This is a genomic window from Rhodococcus maanshanensis NBRC 100610 (assembly GCF_001894865.1).
GTDB classification, from domain to species: Bacteria; Actinomycetota; Actinomycetes; order Mycobacteriales; family Mycobacteriaceae; genus Rhodococcus_G; species Rhodococcus_G maanshanensis.
On record NZ_BCXA01000003.1, the window covers coordinates 107300 to 122957 of the forward strand.

The window sequence follows — 15658 nt, forward strand, 5'->3', positions numbered from 1 at the left end:
TGCTCAACAGATTCGCGGTAGCGGGTCGCCGACGAGCATGTCCACGATCCGGCTGCCCCCGAACGCGGTCCGCAGCGCCACGATGCCCTCCGGCTCGGCCATCACCTCGCCGATGACGGCCGCCTGCGCGCCGCCGGGTTGCCCACGCAGCGCGTCGATCGCGGCGCCCGACTCGGCGCTCGGCACGATCGCGATGAACTTGCCCTCGTTGGCCACGTAGAGCGGGTCGATACCCAGCATGTCGCAGGCGCCGAGCACCTGCGGCTGGACGGGCAGCGACTGCTCGTCGAGGATCACCGCGAGGCCGGAGACCTGCGCGAGCTCGTTGCAGACGGTTCCGACCCCGCCGCGGGTGGCATCGCGCATCCACCGGGTCGACGGGGCGGCCTCGAGCAGCGCCTCGACGAGCGAGTTCACGGGAGCCGTGTCCGAGGCGATGTCGGCCTCGATGGCGAGCTCGCCGCGGGCGAGCATCACCGCCATGCCGTGCTCGCCGATGGTTCCCGACACCACGACGTGGTCACCTGGCTGCACCCGGTCCGGGGACAGCGCCCGGCCCGCGGGGATGACACCGACGCCCGCGGTGCAGATGTACATCCCGTCCGCTGCGCCCTTGCCGACCACCTTGGTGTCCCCGGTGACGATCTCGATGCCGGCCGCCTGGCCGGAATCGCGCATGTCGGCAACGATCTCGCGCAGCGCGGAGATCTCGAAGCCCTCCTCGATGACGAAGGCGGCCGAGAGCCATTGCGGGCGCGCGCCCGAGACGGCCAGGTCGTTGACGGTGCCGTGCACGGCCAGATTCCCGATGGACCCACCGGGGAACCGCAGCGGTTGAACCACATACGAGTCGGTCGAGAACGCGAGCCGCTCACCGGACGGGAGCGGCAGCACCGCGGCGTCGCCGAGCTGCTCGAGTTCCGGATTGCGGAACGACTCGACGAAGACGGAATCGACAAGGGCCGCGGAGGATTTGCCGCCCGCACCGTGGGCGAGGGTCACCACCGATTCGAGCAGGCGCGGACGGCGCTTGCGGAACTCGTCGATCCGGTCGAGCACCCGGCCCTCGCGTTCGGCCGCTGTCGAGGGTCGGTCACCGACCTGTGAGCTGCTCATCTGGGACCGCCTGTCGTCTCTCGCGGCCCCGGTGCGGGTTTCGCGAGGTTGTTCTGCACCGCAGACCAGAGCTGGTATCCGACCAGCGCGTGGCTCTCCTGGATGCGATGGATGCTCTGGGACCGGATCGTGAAGCAGAAGTCCAGGTCGTCGCTGGTCGCCATCCGGCCGCCGTCGTGGCCGGCGAACCCGACGGTCAGGAGCCCGCGCTTGCGGGCCTCGGCCAGCGCCGTCATCAGATCGTCGGAGTTGCCGGAGGTGGACAGCGCGATCGCGATGTCGGCGGGCTTGGCGTGGGCGATGATCTGGCGGGAGAAGATCAGCTCGAAACCCACGTCGTTCCCCAGCGCCGTGACCACCGCCTGATCGGCCGCCAGCGACCAGGCCGCGACCGGACGACCGCGGGCGGGCCGACTGAACAGCGAGGCCAGGGTGGCCGCGTCGGTGGAGCTGCCGCCGTTCCCGAACGTGTACAGCCGCGCACCCGCGCGGAAGCGCTCGGCCATCTGGGCGCCCGCCGCGGTGATCGGATCGCCCCATTCGTCGAGCGAGGCCCGCTGCAGCCGTGCGCTCTCGGCGGCCTTGCTGCGCGCCGACGCGGCCAGGTCGGTCAGCAACGCGCCTGCGTCGTTCTCCTCCGCATCGATGAAGGGGTAGAGGAAGTTGGTGTCCTCCCGCTCGCTCATCGGCACACCTCCGTGTCGTCGATGCGGGTGATCGCCGCGCCGCCGTGCACGAGGATCAGGTCGTTCACGTCGACCTCGCCGAGCACGGTGACGTCGACGGACTCCTCGCCGGAGCCGGTACGGACGAGCGCGGTGTCCAGCGCGGTCGCCGGGGGCAGCACCACCTCGGCGAGTCGGCCCTCGTCGCCGCACGTGACGCATCCGTCGCCGGTGCACACGTCGTCGTCCGGGATCAGCAGGCCGGGATGTTCGAAGCAGACGTGGGTCAGCTCCCACAGCAGGTGGTACATCAGCACGAACCTGCCGGTCGCCGGGATCATCGGGTCGTCGGAGGCCACCCACAGCGTGTGATCCGCGCTGCCGGCGGGCGGGCGGGGTCCGGAGCCGATCCAGATCGTGTCCGCGCCCCACGCGGGCGCGCGCCGCATCGCATCGCGCACCTGGGGCTGGTCGGCGGAGGCCACCGCGATGATCACATCGCCGGGCCGGGTGGCGACGCGGCACTGCGCCACGGGGTCGGGTTCGACCAGCGCGACGGACGGCAGCGCCCGCTTGCCCATGATCACCGGGTGCACGAACTCGACCGCGACGTGATGGGCGTGTGGCTCCCACTGCGGCGAGATGACCCAGAGCGTGGCGCCCGCGTTGAATCGTCGGGCGAGGGACAGTGCCGCGGACGCGAGATCCGCGGAGAGATCGTCGTCGATCAGGGGCGCGCCCGGGTGCGCTGTGATGGTCATCGCCGTGCTCCGATCTCCGGTTCGTCTGCCCGGGTGCCGCGCCGGTCGGAGGTGCGCTCGAGCAACGCGATGCCGAGCACCGCCTGGCCGAGCGAGAGTCCGCCGTCGTTCGCGGGTACCCGCTGGTGGGTGAGGACGTCGACCCCGTTGTCCTGCAGCCGCGTTCGCAGCAGGCTCAGCAGGAGCCGGTTCTGGAAGACGCCTCCTGTCAGCCCGACGGTCCCCGTGCCGGTCCGGTCGGCGATCCGCAGGGCCAGCGTCGCGGTCGCGGTCGCGAGCGCGTGGTGGAATCCGAGCGCAAGCGAGGCCGCGGATTCGCCCCGGCGCAGGCCGGCCACGAGCTCGGTGAACAGCCCCTCGAGGCGCAGTTGCTCGCCCTCGACCGCCATCGTCAGCGGCGCGGTCTCGCCGGCCTGCCGGGCGAGCGCCTCCAGTTCGATGGCCGCCTGCGCCTCGTAGCTGACCCGGTGGCACACGCCCAGTAGGGAGGAGACGCCGTCGAACAGGCGGCCGACGCTGGTCGTGCGGACGGCGCCCGCCCCGCAGGAGAGTTGCGAGGCGACGAGCAGGCGTTCCGCGGCCGCGAGCGCCAGGGCGCAGGGCAGGTCGTCGATCTCGCGGATACCGGCCTCGTGCAGCAGCGACAACGCGACGCGGGCGGGGTTGCGGATCGCGGCGTCGCCGCCGGGCAGCCAGAACGACTGCAGGTGGCCCGACCGCTCGGTGGTCAGGATGTCCGGGCCGACCAGCAGCAGCTCGCCGCCCCACACGGTGGCGTCGCACCCGTACCCGGTGCCGTCGAACGCGACGCCGAGGACTCTCGAGCCGATGCGGGTGTGCTCGGCGAGGAGGGAGGCGACGTGCGCGTGGTGGTGCTGCACCGTGCGCAGCTCGATCCCGTTCGCCTCGCTGTGCCGCGTCGCCCACTGCCTTGTCGAGTAGCCCGGGTGGTTGTCCGCGACGATCAGCGCGGGTGCGGCCCTGTGCATGGTCGTCAGCTGCCGCACCGAGGTCTCGAACGCGCGCCGGCTCTCCAGGGTGCCCATGTCGCCGAGATGCGCCGAGCAGAACGCGAGATCCTGGCGGGTCAGGCAGAAGGTGTTCTTCACCTCGGCCCCCACCGCCAGCACCACCGGACCCGGCGAGGGCAGCGGGATCGGCAGCGGCGCATATCCTCGCGACCGGCGGATCGGGACCTCCCGGTCCTCGGACACCGCCAGGACCGAGTCCTCGCACGGCACCGCGATGTCGCGATCGTGCATCAGGAACATGTCGGCGATCCCGGAGAGCCGCGCGCGGGCGTCGTCGTTGTCGAAGCAGAGCGGTTCGCCGCTGGTGTTCCCGGAGGTCATCACGAGGACGCGGGGTTGCTCGTAGTGTGGGCGCCCGGGAACGGGCGAGAAGAGCAGGTGGTGCAGCGGGGTGTACGGCAGCATCACCCCGAGTTCGTCCAGGCCGGGCGCCACCTCGTCCGCGACCGGTCCGGATCCGCGCGCGTGCAGGAGCACGATCGGTCGCGCCGGGTGGCCGAGCAGGCGCCCCTCGGCGCCGGACACCTCGACGATCCGCTCCACGGTGGCCGTGTCCGCGGCCATCACCGCGAACGGCTTGGCGGGACGGCGTTTTCGGATCCGTAACCGCCGCACCGCGGAAGGCTGGGCCGCATCGCACACCAGATGGAAGCCGCCGAGCCCCTTGATCGCGACGATCAGGCCGTCGCCGAGCGCCTGGTGGACGCGACGGAGCACCTCGTCGTCCCCGACCGTCCGGATACCGTCGTGCTCCAGGAAGATCCGTGGACCGCAGTCGTGGCAGCAGATCGGCTGGGCGTGGTAGCGCCGGTCCTCCTGGGTCCCGTACTCGCGGCGGCAGTGCGGGCACATCTCGAACGGGGCCAGTGTGGTCGCAGGCCGGTCGTAGGGCAGGTCGGTGATCACGGTCAGGCGCGGACCGCAGTTGGTGCAGTTGATGAACGGATGGCGGTAGCGGCGGTCGGCGGGGTCCCGCAACTCCCGCACGCAGTCCGCGCAGGTCGCCACGTCCGGGGAGATCAGCGTCCGCGCGCCGAGGACGTGCCTGCTCTCCGCGATGAGGAAGGACGTGTCACCCTGCGGGGCAAGGGTTTCGGCGGCGATGTCGACGATGACGGCGATCGGCGGGGCATCGGCCCGGATCCGGCGCTCGAACTCCGCTAGTGCCGCGGCGGTGCCCTCCGCCTCGATGAACACGCTGGCATCGTCGTTGCCGCAGTGGCCGCTGATCGCCAGGTCCGCCGCCAGCCTGGCGACGAAGGGCCGGAACCCCACTCCCTGGACGATTCCGCGGACGATGATCCGACGCCGTTCGATACGGCCTTCCTCCCGGTGTGCTGGCTGTAAGTGGGTTGTCATACCCGACTCCACATCGCAGTACGGTTCACCCCGGTCCGGGGTGCTGGGTGACGACCGGCCTTCATCGGATCTTTCTCCTCGCGCTCCTGACCCGCAAGGGCGTCGCCGGAGCGTCCTGCGCATGTCACGGTCTGACCTGCGCCGGAATACACGACCCAGTGGGGCGTCGGACGGTAGCGTGAGCGAACGGAACGAAACGGAGCCGGTATGTCCGATTCGGCGAGACACCCGACACTCGCGGTGCGTGTCCTGTTCGTGCTGGTCGCCACGGTGCTGGCCGCGGCCCTCGGCGCGCCCGCGCCGGCCACTCCCGCCGCACAGGCCGCCCCGGAGTCGCCCGCGTGCGCGTGGCGGTTCATGTCGAACGAGACCGTTCTCAACGTCGCGTTCCCGGACGCCAACGCGACCTACTGGGTGCTGCCGTACGCATTGGGCGGGGACGACCGGATCGAGCTCAGCGGGGACTATCCCGCCGCGCGGTACTTCTCGCTCAACACATACGGCACCGACCTGAACACCGTCGACACCCTGCGGGACGACCAGATCGCCCCGGACCAGGGCAGCGTGAACCCCTTCGCGGATCCCTCGTCGGCCGGGTCGCCGGATTCGGCGCGCCGTTGGCACGCCACCGTGGTGCCGGGGGAGGCGGATCATGCGCTCAACCAGATCCGGGCGCTGCCAACCGGAGCCGCGACCCAGACGGTGCCGATGGGCTTCCTGATCATCCGTGTGTACGTCCCGGACGACGCCGCCTCGCTGCCAGGAGGCGTGCCGCTCCCTGCAGTCGCACTGGTGCTGAACAACGGCGCCACCACGATCCCGATCTCGACCTGCACGACGGCATTCGACCCGGCGGACGCCACCAGCGGACCGTTGGGGCAGGCGATGGAGGCCGCCTTCGATCGGCTGATCGCGGGCGCGGCGTCGGGGGCGTTCCCCGGGAACGTGCCGGAGGCGACGTTCGTGAACCCGGCCAGCACCTCCGGGCTGTTCCCCAACGGCGACAACAAGTACATCGGCGCCGGACTGAGCTACCAGCCGGGCCGGATCGTGGTCGTCCGGGGGCGGGCGCCGACCTTCCCGGACACCAGGGCAGGCGTGCCGGTGACGGAGCCGGGGGAGCAGGTGCGGTACTGGTCGATGTGCCAGAACGATCAGGTGTCGCCCTACCCGGTGGTGGCCTGCGCGGCCGACTTCCAGACCAATCTCGACTCGAGCGGCTACTACACCTACGTGGTGGCGGCGCCGGGGGACGTGCCTGCGTCCGCCGCGTCAGACCCCACGGTGACGGTGTTGCCATGGGGATCGACCGAGGTTCCGAAGAAGGTGCTGTTCCTGCGGCACATGCTGCCCGGTCCGGCCTTCTACCCGCAGTCGGTGCAGGCGTCCCAGGCCGCGAACTCCGATCCCGCGGTGACCATGGGGGAGTACTACCCGCGGGCGACCTACTGTGCGCGCGCGGACTTCGAGGCGGGCGGCTACCGGGCCTGCCTGAGCGGGAACGGCTGAGTCCGGTCCGTCGGGCGGCCGGTCAGCCCACACAGCGCCGCCACCTGTCCGATGGTCAGTGCCCCGCCGTCGCCTGTCGCCAGCGCGAATCGCCCGTCCGCGCGTACCCGCACCGCGACGGGTGCCTCCCGCCGGGTCGGGTCGCCCGCGCGGTCGAGCAGGTACTGGTCGTGGCCCTCTGGGGTCGGCGTCACCGCGCGGACCGTGCCCCGCGCGTATGCCTCTTCGATGAGACCGTCGATCATGACGCTGACTCCTCACGTGTCGGGCACTGTGCCCGAGCGTGAAGATTAGGTACGCCTTACCTTATTGTCAAGCGAACTGTCCCGGTCAGAGGAACCTCCGAACTGCGTTCGTTGTCGGATCCTGCATCCAGGGGGATCACATCTTGGTGTATCGGGCCATAGCGAAGCTGTACAAGCCGTAGGTGATGATCCCGAGTCCTGCTGCGACGAGGAGCACGGGCCCGAGGGGTTGGGGCAGAAGTGACTTCAGCGCGCCATCGAGTCCCGTCGCTCGGTTCGGGTCCGACACGATCGCGGCAACGACGACCAGCACCCCTACCTCAGCAAGAACGAGACCCTTGGCGGCATAACCCGCGATGCCAAGCGTTCGGACCAAGTTGCTGGACGCGCCGTGGAGGTCGTAGAGGAAGTTCTGGCTCACGCCCTTGTACACGTGATATCCACCGACTGCGACGATCACCAGCCCGGCCACCACGAGGGCGACGGTACCGGCCGTAGATCGCATCAGGTGTGCACTGATTCCCGCGTCCTGCTGGCTGGTGGACTTTCCGTGTCCGCGCGCGAATCCGAAGGTGGAATGGGCGAAGGCGAGGTAGACCAGGGCGAGCGCAAGGGCTTTGCCGCGGTCGAAGGCTTCGGCCCAAGCGCCTTGTTCCTTGGGTTCGGTCGAACGTCCGAATATCGTCTCGGCAAGACGCCAGAGCGCCATCATGAGGAATGCGACGGTGGCCACCCACAGCGCGACCACGCCGCCCGGTTTGTCTGCCAGCTCGGCCAGCGCTCCTGACTGGTCGGCCGTGCTGCCCCCGCGGCCGACGGCGAGCCGAATGGCGATGTAGCCGATGAGAAGGTGGACGAGGCCGCTGGTGACGTATCCCGCGCGGGCGAACCGCTCGAACACGGGATTCTGCGCTACCCGTTCTGCGGCGGAGTCGGTGACGTTGTTGCTCACGGCGGTGGTCCTCACAGTGTCGATCGGATCCGGAATCCGGTCGGTCAAACCGAAACCCGTGGGCACGGACGCAGGTCGGGCCCGCCCGCCGTATGCCCCGGTTCTGTGGGGTCAAAACCCTGAAGCATGCTCAGCCCTGCCGCATGACGGCGCGGCCGATGGATTCACCCGAGGGTGGGTGAATGTTCGCCCTGGGGTGATGGCGGTGCGGGGCACGGAGGTCCGAGTATTGATGTGAACCCGGCAACGGGGCAATGACCACACAAGGGACAGCAATGAATGCACTGAGTACTCGGATGACGGCCCAGGCGAGGGCCTCGGAACACGAGGGTCCGATGAGTACCGAGGAGATCAAAGCCCACCTCGACGCGATGTTCGTCCCGTCCAGGCCCGGCACGCGGCGCCGCGGTTCCGGGCTACACAAGCTGAGTCGACCGGCCGCCGCCTGACCGTCGACAGTTGGACGGCGTTTACGGCACACGACAGCGGGTATTCGGCACGCGAGTTTTCTCGTTCACTTCTGAAGAGGTTGGGTGCGTGCCATGATCGTGCTCGGATTGATCTTGCTTCTCATCGGTTTTCTGACCGGCATCTCGATTCTGTGGACGATCGGCATCGTCCTGATCGTCATCGGGTTGGTCCTCGCACTACTCGGGGCTACCGGTCGGGCCGTCGGCGGTCGGAAGTACTGGTATTAGCCGAGTTTGATCGTCACGGTGACATCAAGGTTCCCGTCGTTTCCACAAGTGTTTCCTGAGGTTTCGGGTCCGGCGTGCCGAGGTAACCGTGATCCATGAGCGCCAGCTTGCCGAAGCCGAGGGGTCCGATCTCCTGCGAAGTGATCTCGGCGTTGGAGGGTGGTGCGCCGGGCTCGATGGCCCTCTCGCCGGAGGTCGAGCACGCGGACCCCAACGGTGGTGACCTCCAGTTGGCGCTGCAGCTGTGTTACGAGCTCCACTACAGGGGGTTCGCCGGTGTCGATCCCGACTGGGAATGGGACCCGGTGCTGATCGGCGTGCGCACCGAGTTGGAACGGTTGTTTCTCCGTAGCCTGCGCGGGGCGGTGGCAGGCGGGTGCGAGGCGGATCGGGAACTCGATGCCGTCTCGAGGGCATCCGTCGAAGAAGCCGGGGTGTCCCACTTCCTCCGGGAATCGGGGACCTGGCAGCAGGTGCGCGAGTTCTTCGCGCATCGGTCGATCTATCACCTCAAGGAGGCGGACCCCCACGCGTGGGTGATCCCGCGGCTCGAGGGCGAAGCCAAATGCGCCCTGGTGGCGGTGGAGTACGACGAGTTCGGCGCCGGGCGGCCGGAACGAATGCACTCCGGGCTGTTCTCCGATCTGCTGCGCGCCGCTCGTCTGGACGCGAGTTACCTCGCCTATCTCGACTATGTGCCGCCCGAGACGCTGGCGACGGTCAATTTCATGTCTCTCTGCGGGCTCCACCGCGGCCTGCGGGGCGCATTGGTCGGGCATTTCGCCGCGGCCGAGATCACGACCTCGCCCAGTGCCAGGCGCATGGTAGAGGCCCTCGAGCGTGTGGAGGCGCCCTGGGAATGCATCCACTTCTATGCCGAACACGTCGAGGCCGACGCCGTGCACGAGCAGATCCTGCGACACGACGTGGTCGGTGCTCTTCTCGAGCAGGAACCGGAGCTGGCCGCCGACGTGGTATTCGGGATACAGGCGACCGAGCTGCTCGAGAACCGCCTCTCCGCTCATGTTCTGGGCTGTTGGAACCGCGGGGTGAGTTCGTTGGACGGCCCTGTCGCCACGGTTCTCGAGCATTCCGTCGGACGGTGGAGTGCGAGATGATCGTGGTCAGGGTCCGTCGTTGAGTGGTGCGCTCGGCCATCCGATCGGACGGTTCTGAGGGAGCGTGGTGGACATGGTGCACGAACGGTTCGGGTCGGCAGCGATCCTGTTCCCCCGGCGGTTGGCCCTCCTCGGCGCCCTGATCGTCGCCGCTTCATGCCTGGCCGGCGGGTCGCCCGCCGCGGCGAGCCCCGATCGCGTGGCCCAGCAGGGCGGGACCGGCTCGTATCTCGATCACGTCGACAGGGTCGGCGATCGACAGTGGAGCATGTATGTCCACTCCGCGGCGATGGGCAGGACGATCCGATTGGACGTGATCCGTCCGGCCGACACCTCCGCGCCGCGGCCGACGCTGTACCTGCTCAATGGCGCGGGCGGGGGTGAGGACGCGGCAACCTGGCAGGCGCAGTCCGATGCGGTGTCCTTCTTCGCGGACAAGAACGTCAACGTGGTCACCCCGATCGGCGGGCGGTTCAGCTACTACACCGACTGGCAGCGGCCGGACCCGGCGCTCGGGGTGAACAAGTGGACCACATTCCTGACCAGGGAGCTCCCGCCGATCGTCGACGCGACGCTTGGCGCGAACGGCCGCAACGCGATCGCCGGGCTGTCCACCTCGGGCAGCGCGGTGTTGACGCTCGCGGAGATGGCGCCGTCGCTGTATCGCGGCGCGGCCGCCTACAGCGGTTGTGCGCGCACGAGTACTCCTCCCGGCCGGGCCTACGTGGAGCTGGTTGTCGGGGCCGGGGGTGGCGACACGACGAACATGTGGGGCCCGTACACGGACCCCGACTGGGTGGCCAACGACGCGTATCTGCAGGCCGAGAAGCTGCGCGGGATCGCGTTGTACGTCTCCAACCGCACCGGGTTGCCGGGTCCACACGACACGCTCGACAATCCCCGGGTCGGCGGCAACCCGATCGCCCTTGGCACCCAGGTGGTGGTGGGTGGCGTCATCGAGGCGGCCACCGATCAGTGCACCCGCCAGCTGGCCGACAGGCTGGCCGCGCTCGGGATCCCCGCTACCGTCGAGCTCGGCGCCCCTGGCAGCCACTCGTGGGGCTACTGGCAAGACGACCTGCACGCGTCCTGGCAGGTGCTGTCGGCAGCTCTCGGCGCTTGACCGCCCTTGCTCGAACCCGTATGCGCACACGGATATTCCGTGCCCGTGTCGCCAGGATTCGACTCAATCCTCGACCGGCAGGTCACCCCGTGGCGATGCGGTCGCCGACGATCCGTCGGTCAGTCCGAGAGTTCGTCGATGTCGTACTTGATGGTTGCGTCGCTGATCAGCAGGCCGAGTCCGAGTGCCAAGCTGCCGAGGGCGAGTCCGACGGTGAGGGCCAAGCCCACGCCAAGACCCAGCGCGAGGGCGGTGCTGCCCAGACCCAAAATGAGGCCGAGCATGATGTCTCCCAATTCGTGAAGTTTGTTTCCCGACGTTGTCGGGAAACCCTGACGATTCCATCATCGTCGGGTTGCCCTCGCAGCAGAAGGACCCAAAGGTGTGGAAGTCGACGGTGCCGGCATCTTCGCAGAAGGCGCAGAGGCGACGCTGTCGCGATCCTCACGGCCGGTCACGCTGCCGGTGGCTCGTGTCGCAGAGCGGATAGATCCCGCTGCGTCGGCACAGACAGACGGCTACGACGAATCGCTCGGAGGTGACCACGCGCCCGTCGGGCAGGGAGATCCGGACCGGGCCGCGCACCAGTGCCGGTCCACCTCGTACCCGCCGAATCTGCTCGACGGCGGGGGAGTTCCACTCCGGATGGTCGACGGCCGCGCCCTTCGGTGGGCCGGCTGCGGGATCAGGGCTTGTCGGCACGGATCACCACCAGATCCTCCCAGTCCTGGCTCGCCGGGCAGAGTCCGTGCGAGACGAGGTACGAGGCGCGACTTCGCATCACCGGGCCGAAGGGGATGCGCTCGCGCTTCGCGACGGAGGCGACGAGATCGGCCTCGCGAAGCCGGGTCAGGGTTTTCGTCGTCCCGGCCAGGCTCGATTGCACGAGGAGCAGGAAGCCGCCGCGGCGGAGTAGATCCGCCGCCGTGCCGCAGAGGGGGTCCAGGACCGCCCGGCCGTCGTGGCCCGCGTCCCATCGTTCCGAGCGGAGGCTCGAGCGCGTACGCGCCTTTCGCGGTGGGCAGGGTACATACGGCGGGTTCGCCAGCACGACATCGAACGGACCCCTCCTCAATGCCGCGGTCAGGGTCCCGCGCCGGATACGGATCGGCAGTCGCCGGGACCAAGCATTGGCTCGGGCAGTCGCCACCGCACGCGCCGACGTGTCCACCGCGGTCACGTGCGAGGCGCCGGATCTCGCGGCGGCCATGGCCAACGCACCTGTGCCGGTGCAGAAGTCGAGGACGGCCGCTCCGTCGGGCAGGCCGACCTCCGCGAGCGTCGAGGCGAGCAGCCAGGTGTCATCCTGGGGACGGTAGACGCCGGGCAGACGCCAGATTCGTTGCGGCATCGGATTCGGCGCACCGGGGCGGCGGAGGGTGGACACCGTCCCCGGTTCGCGGATGGCGGCCAATTGTGGTTGGTGAGAGGGGCTCACCGGGCCGGGATCTCCCGGGAATGCCTCAAAGCTCTCCATTTTCCGCCCTCGGGGTAGTGGTGTTGTGCGTGCCGACTACTGACTCGGCTGGGGCACATTGCATTCGGATACCTTCGGGTTGACCCCGGCGTAGTTCAACGGCCCGGCCAGCACCGTCACGACAATCGTGCCAACGCCGGCACAGTCCTCCGTGGTGTCCGTGTAGTAGCCGCGCTGTCCAGCCGCGATGGCGCCCACCAGGAGCCAGACCAGCACGATGATCGTGATCAGCCGCACCACACACCTCCGTCCCGGCGTGGTTGCTCGGTACCGGAGCAATACCCCGGCGCGAACGTCGCGAAACGTTCCGGCTCGTTACCCGGCGCGGTCTGATCCGCGACCATCGAGAGGAGTGAGTTCATCCCGGTTCTGGCGGCCTCCCGCTGCCGTTCGGCGCCCGAACCTGCGCGGTACCGCGCCGCAAGGAGTTCGCGGACGAGCCGTGAGTCGCCTGCAACGTCGAGGGCCTCGCGCACGTGCGCGAGCATCTGGGTCAGGAGTTGAGTTGCCGGGACGGAGCGTTCTCGAACGGCGTCGATCCCGGGGCCGGACAGGCCGTGCCGCGCCGCCGCCCATACCGCCGCCGCGCCGACCTGGTCGTCGATCGGTGACGCTTCGATCCCCGCACCGAGGTCGCGAAGCGCGGTCCCGACCAGAGCCCGGCTGAGGGCCGCCTGGAGCACCGCATCGTCAACCGTCGCAGCGGCATCGGCGGCGCGTACCTCGACGGTGGGGTAGGCGACCGACGGGCGCGCGAGCCAGAAGCTCATGTGGTCGTCGACGAGAACCCCGCACTCCACCAATCGTGCGACCGTGTCGTCGTACTCGCGGGCCGACCGAGTGAACGGAGGTAGCCCGAACCCGGGGAACCGGGACTGTTCGACGATCCGCCAACTGCAGTAGCCCGAGTCGCGGCCGGCGGAGAACGGCGAATTGGCGCCGAGGGCGACCAGGGTGGGCAGCCATGGCCGGAGGTGATTGACGACACCGACCGCGAGGTCACGATCAGCCACGCCGACGTGAACGTGGCAGCCGCAGCATTGATATCCGCGGATCGCACCCGAGAAGCGCTCGACGATTCGGGTGCTGCGCGCCGACCGAACGACGGGCGGCGGCTCGGTGTCGATCACGATCGGGGCGCCGACGGACAGGACGCGGACGCCGCAGCGAGCCCCCGCATCGTTCAGCGTCACACGCGCTTCCATCAGGTCGGCCCGTAGGTCACCCAGCGCGCCGTGCACCCCGCTGACCGTCTCGAGCTGTGTGTACAACAACTCTTGAACGATGTGTGTGCGGTGCTCGTCCTCCAGTTGATCCAGGACGGCCTCGGATCGAGGGTTCGGTACACCCGTGCGGGGATCGGTCAGCAGGAATTCTTCCTCGACACCGAGCGTGAGCATCTGTGACCACCTGCTTCGTCACTGTGCGTTGGAGCGAGGGTAAGAGAAGGAAGTTCTCAGGACTACGCCTCCCAGGTCGTCCGCCGTCACAGGAGGCGGACAGGCATGGGAGGCGTTCTCGGCGATCAGTGCTTGAAGGCGTCCTTGACCTTCTCGCCGGCCTGCTTGAGGTTGCCCTTGGTTTGCTCCTTCTTGCCCCGGGCCTCGGTGTCCTTGTCGCCGGTCGCCTCGCCGACCTTCTCCTTCGTCTTTCCGGCGAGTTCTTCGGCCTTGTTCTTCGCCTTGTCGATCGCTCCCATTGGGGGTCTCCTTCTTTGTCAGTGGTTGCGTAGTGAATTGATGAGTTGCTTTTTGTTCTGCTTCGAGTAGCCGCTGAGTCCGAGCTCTTTCGCCCGTTTCTTCAACTCGGGCACCGTGCGGTCCTCGTAGGACTCGGCGTCGCCCCCCTTCCTTCCGACGGACGAGCGGCCCTTGGCAGCGGCGGCGTTCGAGATGCGTGCCGCCTTCTCCTTCGAATCGCCCTCCTTGCGGAGTTTTTCGTAGAGATCCTGATCCTTGAGGTGCGGGTCTGATCCCGTCCGCGGCATCGACTTCTCCTTTCTGCTGTCGCCGTGCGCTTCCCACAAGTACCCACGCCTCGTCCGCCCGAAACCGCGGTGGGTGGAGCTATTCGTCCATCGCGTCACGAAGTGAGGCAAGGGTCCGGGCGAGAATCCGAGAAACGTGCATCTGTGAGACGCCGACCTGCTCGGCGATCTGCGTCTGGGTGAGGTTCCCGAAGAAGCGCAGCAGCAGAACAGTGCGTTCTCGCTCGGGCAGGGCGGCGATCAGCGGCCGGAGGGCCTCGCGATTGTCGATCGTGTCGAAGGCAGCGTCGAGATCCCCGACGGATTCTGTGAGAGGTGGCGAGCCGGGATGCTCGGTCGCCGGGGCATCGACGGACGTGGTCTGATAGGCGCTTCCCGCCAGCAGGGCCTCGTTGACTTCCTCGCGACTGACTCCGAGCTCCGCGGCGACCTCCGTTGGGGTCGGAGCGCGACCGAACTGTTGACTGAGTGCGCCTGTCGCCCTTCCGACAGCGACGTGGAGTTCCTTGGTGCGACGCGGAACCCGCAGCGCCCACCCCGCGTCGCGGAAGTGTCGACGGACCTCGCCCATGATCGTCGGCACCGCGAACGACACGAACTCGGTTCCCCGTTCGTGGTCGAATCTGTTGACGGCGTTGACCAAACCCAGACGAGCGACCTGTACGAGATCCTCGTGCGGTTCGCCGCGACCGGAGAAGCGGCGGGCGATGTGCTCTGCCAGCGGTAGGCATCGTTCGACGATCTGCTCACGCGCCGTTGCTCGTGCCGGGTCGTCGGGGGACATCGCGGCGAGGGTGGCGAACTGGACACTGACGTCGGAGTACTCGTCCGACCCGTGCCCCTGGTGCCGGCTCACCCGGTGGTGCCGTCCGCCCGGCGGCTGAACTCGATCGTGAGGATGTGCTGGGATTCATCGTCTGGATCGGGTCCTCGACCAGTGGAAACATCGTCGGTGAGGGTCCGCAGGACGTGCCATCCGAAGCCGTGATCGAGTCCGCCGACCGGCTCCTCGGCCCCCGTCGAGGTCGATCCAGAGAATCTGAAAACTCGATCGTGAACCCGAAATCGACACGAGAGCAGGGCATCCGGTCGCACTGCTCGGATCAGCCGCGTGGCTGCCTCATCCACGGCGAGTCGCAGATCCGCGATGGTGTCGAGATCGAAGTCGCCGTGTGTCGTGATGGCGGTGACGACCGCACGGACGAGGAAGAGTTGGTCGACCCGGGCCGCTAGCCGGAGTTCCACGTCGGACCCGGTCTGCTGCTCAGGTTCTTCGGCGTACGCCCGTGACATGCGACCTCGTTCCCCAGCGTGGGTTGTGGTTCGTGGGTGCAGAGTACCCACTTCGGAGTGCCCTCCAAACGTCAAACCGCGCTGTCGAACGCGTGCGTCCGGCATTTGACCAGGGCAAGCCGCGTGTCACCGAACGCGACATAGTTGCTTTCATTAATTAAAGTGGTCGTCGCCGGCTCGATCTGGTAGGAACGAGTGAGGTTGAGCCCACAGCCGGCGGTAGGTCGAGCGGATCGTCGCAGCTCCCGAGCATTCGTTCTTGCCTGTTGATCGATCGGCCACCACCGCTTCCTTACGCAAGTCGAGTGCGATAGCGAGGTGGGC

General features: G+C 68.4%; 19 protein-coding genes. 4 read left to right on the plus strand and 15 right to left on the minus strand.

All coding sequences use genetic code 11. From position 1 onward, the window contains the following. Nucleotides 1-3: 3 nt before the first annotated feature. From hypE to hypF, 4 genes are read right to left on the minus strand one after another with little or no spacing between them, the layout of a single operon-like run. Nucleotides 4-1116, minus strand: coding sequence for a hydrogenase expression/formation protein HypE (hypE, locus tag RM1_RS02015; RefSeq protein ID WP_072749775.1), 1113 nt, complete (start codon nt 1114-1116; stop codon nt 4-6). Beyond that, complete coding sequence (locus RM1_RS02020) at nt 1113-1802, minus strand: D-sedoheptulose-7-phosphate isomerase (protein WP_072749898.1); 690 nt, start codon at nt 1800-1802, stop codon at nt 1113-1115. Before RM1_RS02020 ends, hypE begins: the two co-directional genes overlap by 4 nt. Next, nucleotides 1799-2542 carry a HypC/HybG/HupF family hydrogenase formation chaperone gene (locus RM1_RS02025; protein WP_072749776.1) on the minus strand — a complete coding sequence of 248 codons (744 nt, stop codon included), beginning with the start codon at nt 2540-2542 and terminating at the stop codon, nt 1799-1801. Before RM1_RS02025 ends, RM1_RS02020 begins: the two co-directional genes overlap by 4 nt. After that, the gene (gene hypF / locus RM1_RS02030; protein WP_072749777.1) at nt 2539-4932 is read right to left on the minus strand and encodes a carbamoyltransferase HypF; all 2394 of its coding nucleotides are present in this window, start codon (nt 4930-4932) and stop codon (nt 2539-2541) included. The genes RM1_RS02025 and hypF overlap by 4 nt, the downstream gene beginning before the upstream one ends. A 207-nt stretch (nt 4933-5139) precedes the next feature. Between hypF and RM1_RS02035 the strand changes: the two genes are divergently transcribed. Beyond that, nucleotides 5140-6441 carry a hypothetical protein gene (locus RM1_RS02035; protein ID WP_072749778.1) on the plus strand — a complete coding sequence of 434 codons (1302 nt, stop codon included), beginning with the start codon at nt 5140-5142 and terminating at the stop codon, nt 6439-6441. Here RM1_RS02035 and RM1_RS02040 read toward each other — a convergent pair. Further along, complete coding sequence (locus RM1_RS02040; protein WP_072749779.1) at nt 6411-6686, minus strand: hypothetical protein; 276 nt, start codon at nt 6684-6686, stop codon at nt 6411-6413. The two genes, RM1_RS02035 and RM1_RS02040, sit on opposite strands and share 31 nt — an antisense overlap. Nucleotides 6687-6822: 136 nt before the next feature. Continuing rightward, a complete protein-coding gene (locus RM1_RS02045; protein ID WP_083576485.1) occupies nt 6823-7638 on the minus strand; it encodes a DUF1206 domain-containing protein in 816 nt (271 codons plus the stop codon). 542 nt (nt 7639-8180) lie between these two features. On the opposite strand from RM1_RS02045, the gene RM1_RS26305 reads away from it, so the two are divergent. From RM1_RS26305 to RM1_RS02055, 3 genes are all read left to right on the plus strand, one after another. Continuing rightward, entirely contained in the window at nt 8181-8336 is a 156-nt protein-coding gene (locus RM1_RS26305) for a DUF6131 family protein (protein ID WP_092667772.1), read from the plus strand. A gap of 95 nt (nt 8337-8431) precedes the next feature. Continuing rightward, on the plus strand, nt 8432-9454 hold the full coding sequence (locus RM1_RS02050) for an iron-containing redox enzyme family protein (protein ID WP_072749780.1): 1023 nt from the start codon (nt 8432-8434) through the stop codon (nt 9452-9454). A 73-nt stretch (nt 9455-9527) separates the two neighbouring features. Then, a complete protein-coding gene (locus tag RM1_RS02055) occupies nt 9528-10577 on the plus strand; it encodes an alpha/beta hydrolase (protein WP_072749900.1) in 1050 nt (349 codons plus the stop codon). Between the two features lie 119 nt (nt 10578-10696). On the opposite strand, the gene RM1_RS26310 is transcribed toward RM1_RS02055, so the two are convergent. The 9 genes from RM1_RS26310 to RM1_RS27130 form a co-directional block, all read right to left on the minus strand. After that, nucleotides 10697-10861: a hypothetical protein gene (locus RM1_RS26310; RefSeq protein WP_169922271.1), complete on the minus strand. Its 165-nt coding sequence runs from the start codon at nt 10859-10861 to the stop codon at nt 10697-10699. A 160-nt stretch (nt 10862-11021) separates the two neighbouring features. After that, the gene (locus RM1_RS02060) at nt 11022-11192 is read right to left on the minus strand and encodes a CDGSH iron-sulfur domain-containing protein (RefSeq protein ID WP_072749901.1); all 171 of its coding nucleotides are present in this window, start codon (nt 11190-11192) and stop codon (nt 11022-11024) included. A 70-nt stretch (nt 11193-11262) separates the two neighbouring features. Continuing rightward, nucleotides 11263-11928, minus strand: coding sequence for a HemK2/MTQ2 family protein methyltransferase (locus tag RM1_RS02065; RefSeq protein ID WP_072749781.1), 666 nt, complete (start codon nt 11926-11928; stop codon nt 11263-11265). A 162-nt stretch (nt 11929-12090) separates the two neighbouring features. Continuing rightward, the gene (locus RM1_RS02070) at nt 12091-12294 is read right to left on the minus strand and encodes a hypothetical protein (protein WP_072749782.1); all 204 of its coding nucleotides are present in this window, start codon (nt 12292-12294) and stop codon (nt 12091-12093) included. After that, entirely contained in the window at nt 12282-13454 is a 1173-nt protein-coding gene (locus tag RM1_RS02075) for a carboxylate-amine ligase (protein WP_072749783.1), read from the minus strand. The genes RM1_RS02070 and RM1_RS02075 overlap by 13 nt, the downstream gene beginning before the upstream one ends. Nucleotides 13455-13579: 125 nt before the next feature. Next, a complete protein-coding gene (locus tag RM1_RS02080; protein ID WP_072749784.1) occupies nt 13580-13753 on the minus strand; it encodes a CsbD family protein in 174 nt (57 codons plus the stop codon). Nucleotides 13754-13771: 18 nt separating this feature from the next. Further along, complete coding sequence (locus tag RM1_RS02085; protein ID WP_072749902.1) at nt 13772-14041, minus strand: DUF7218 family protein; 270 nt, start codon at nt 14039-14041, stop codon at nt 13772-13774. Between the two features lie 79 nt (nt 14042-14120). Continuing rightward, nucleotides 14121-14897 (minus strand): SigB/SigF/SigG family RNA polymerase sigma factor, encoded by a 777-nt coding sequence (locus RM1_RS02090; RefSeq protein ID WP_072749785.1) that lies wholly within the window; start codon nt 14895-14897, stop codon nt 14121-14123. Beyond that, complete coding sequence (locus RM1_RS27130; protein ID WP_092667771.1) at nt 14894-15439, minus strand: ATP-binding protein; 546 nt, start codon at nt 15437-15439, stop codon at nt 14894-14896. Before RM1_RS27130 ends, RM1_RS02090 begins: the two co-directional genes overlap by 4 nt. Nucleotides 15440-15658: the final 219 nt, after the last annotated feature.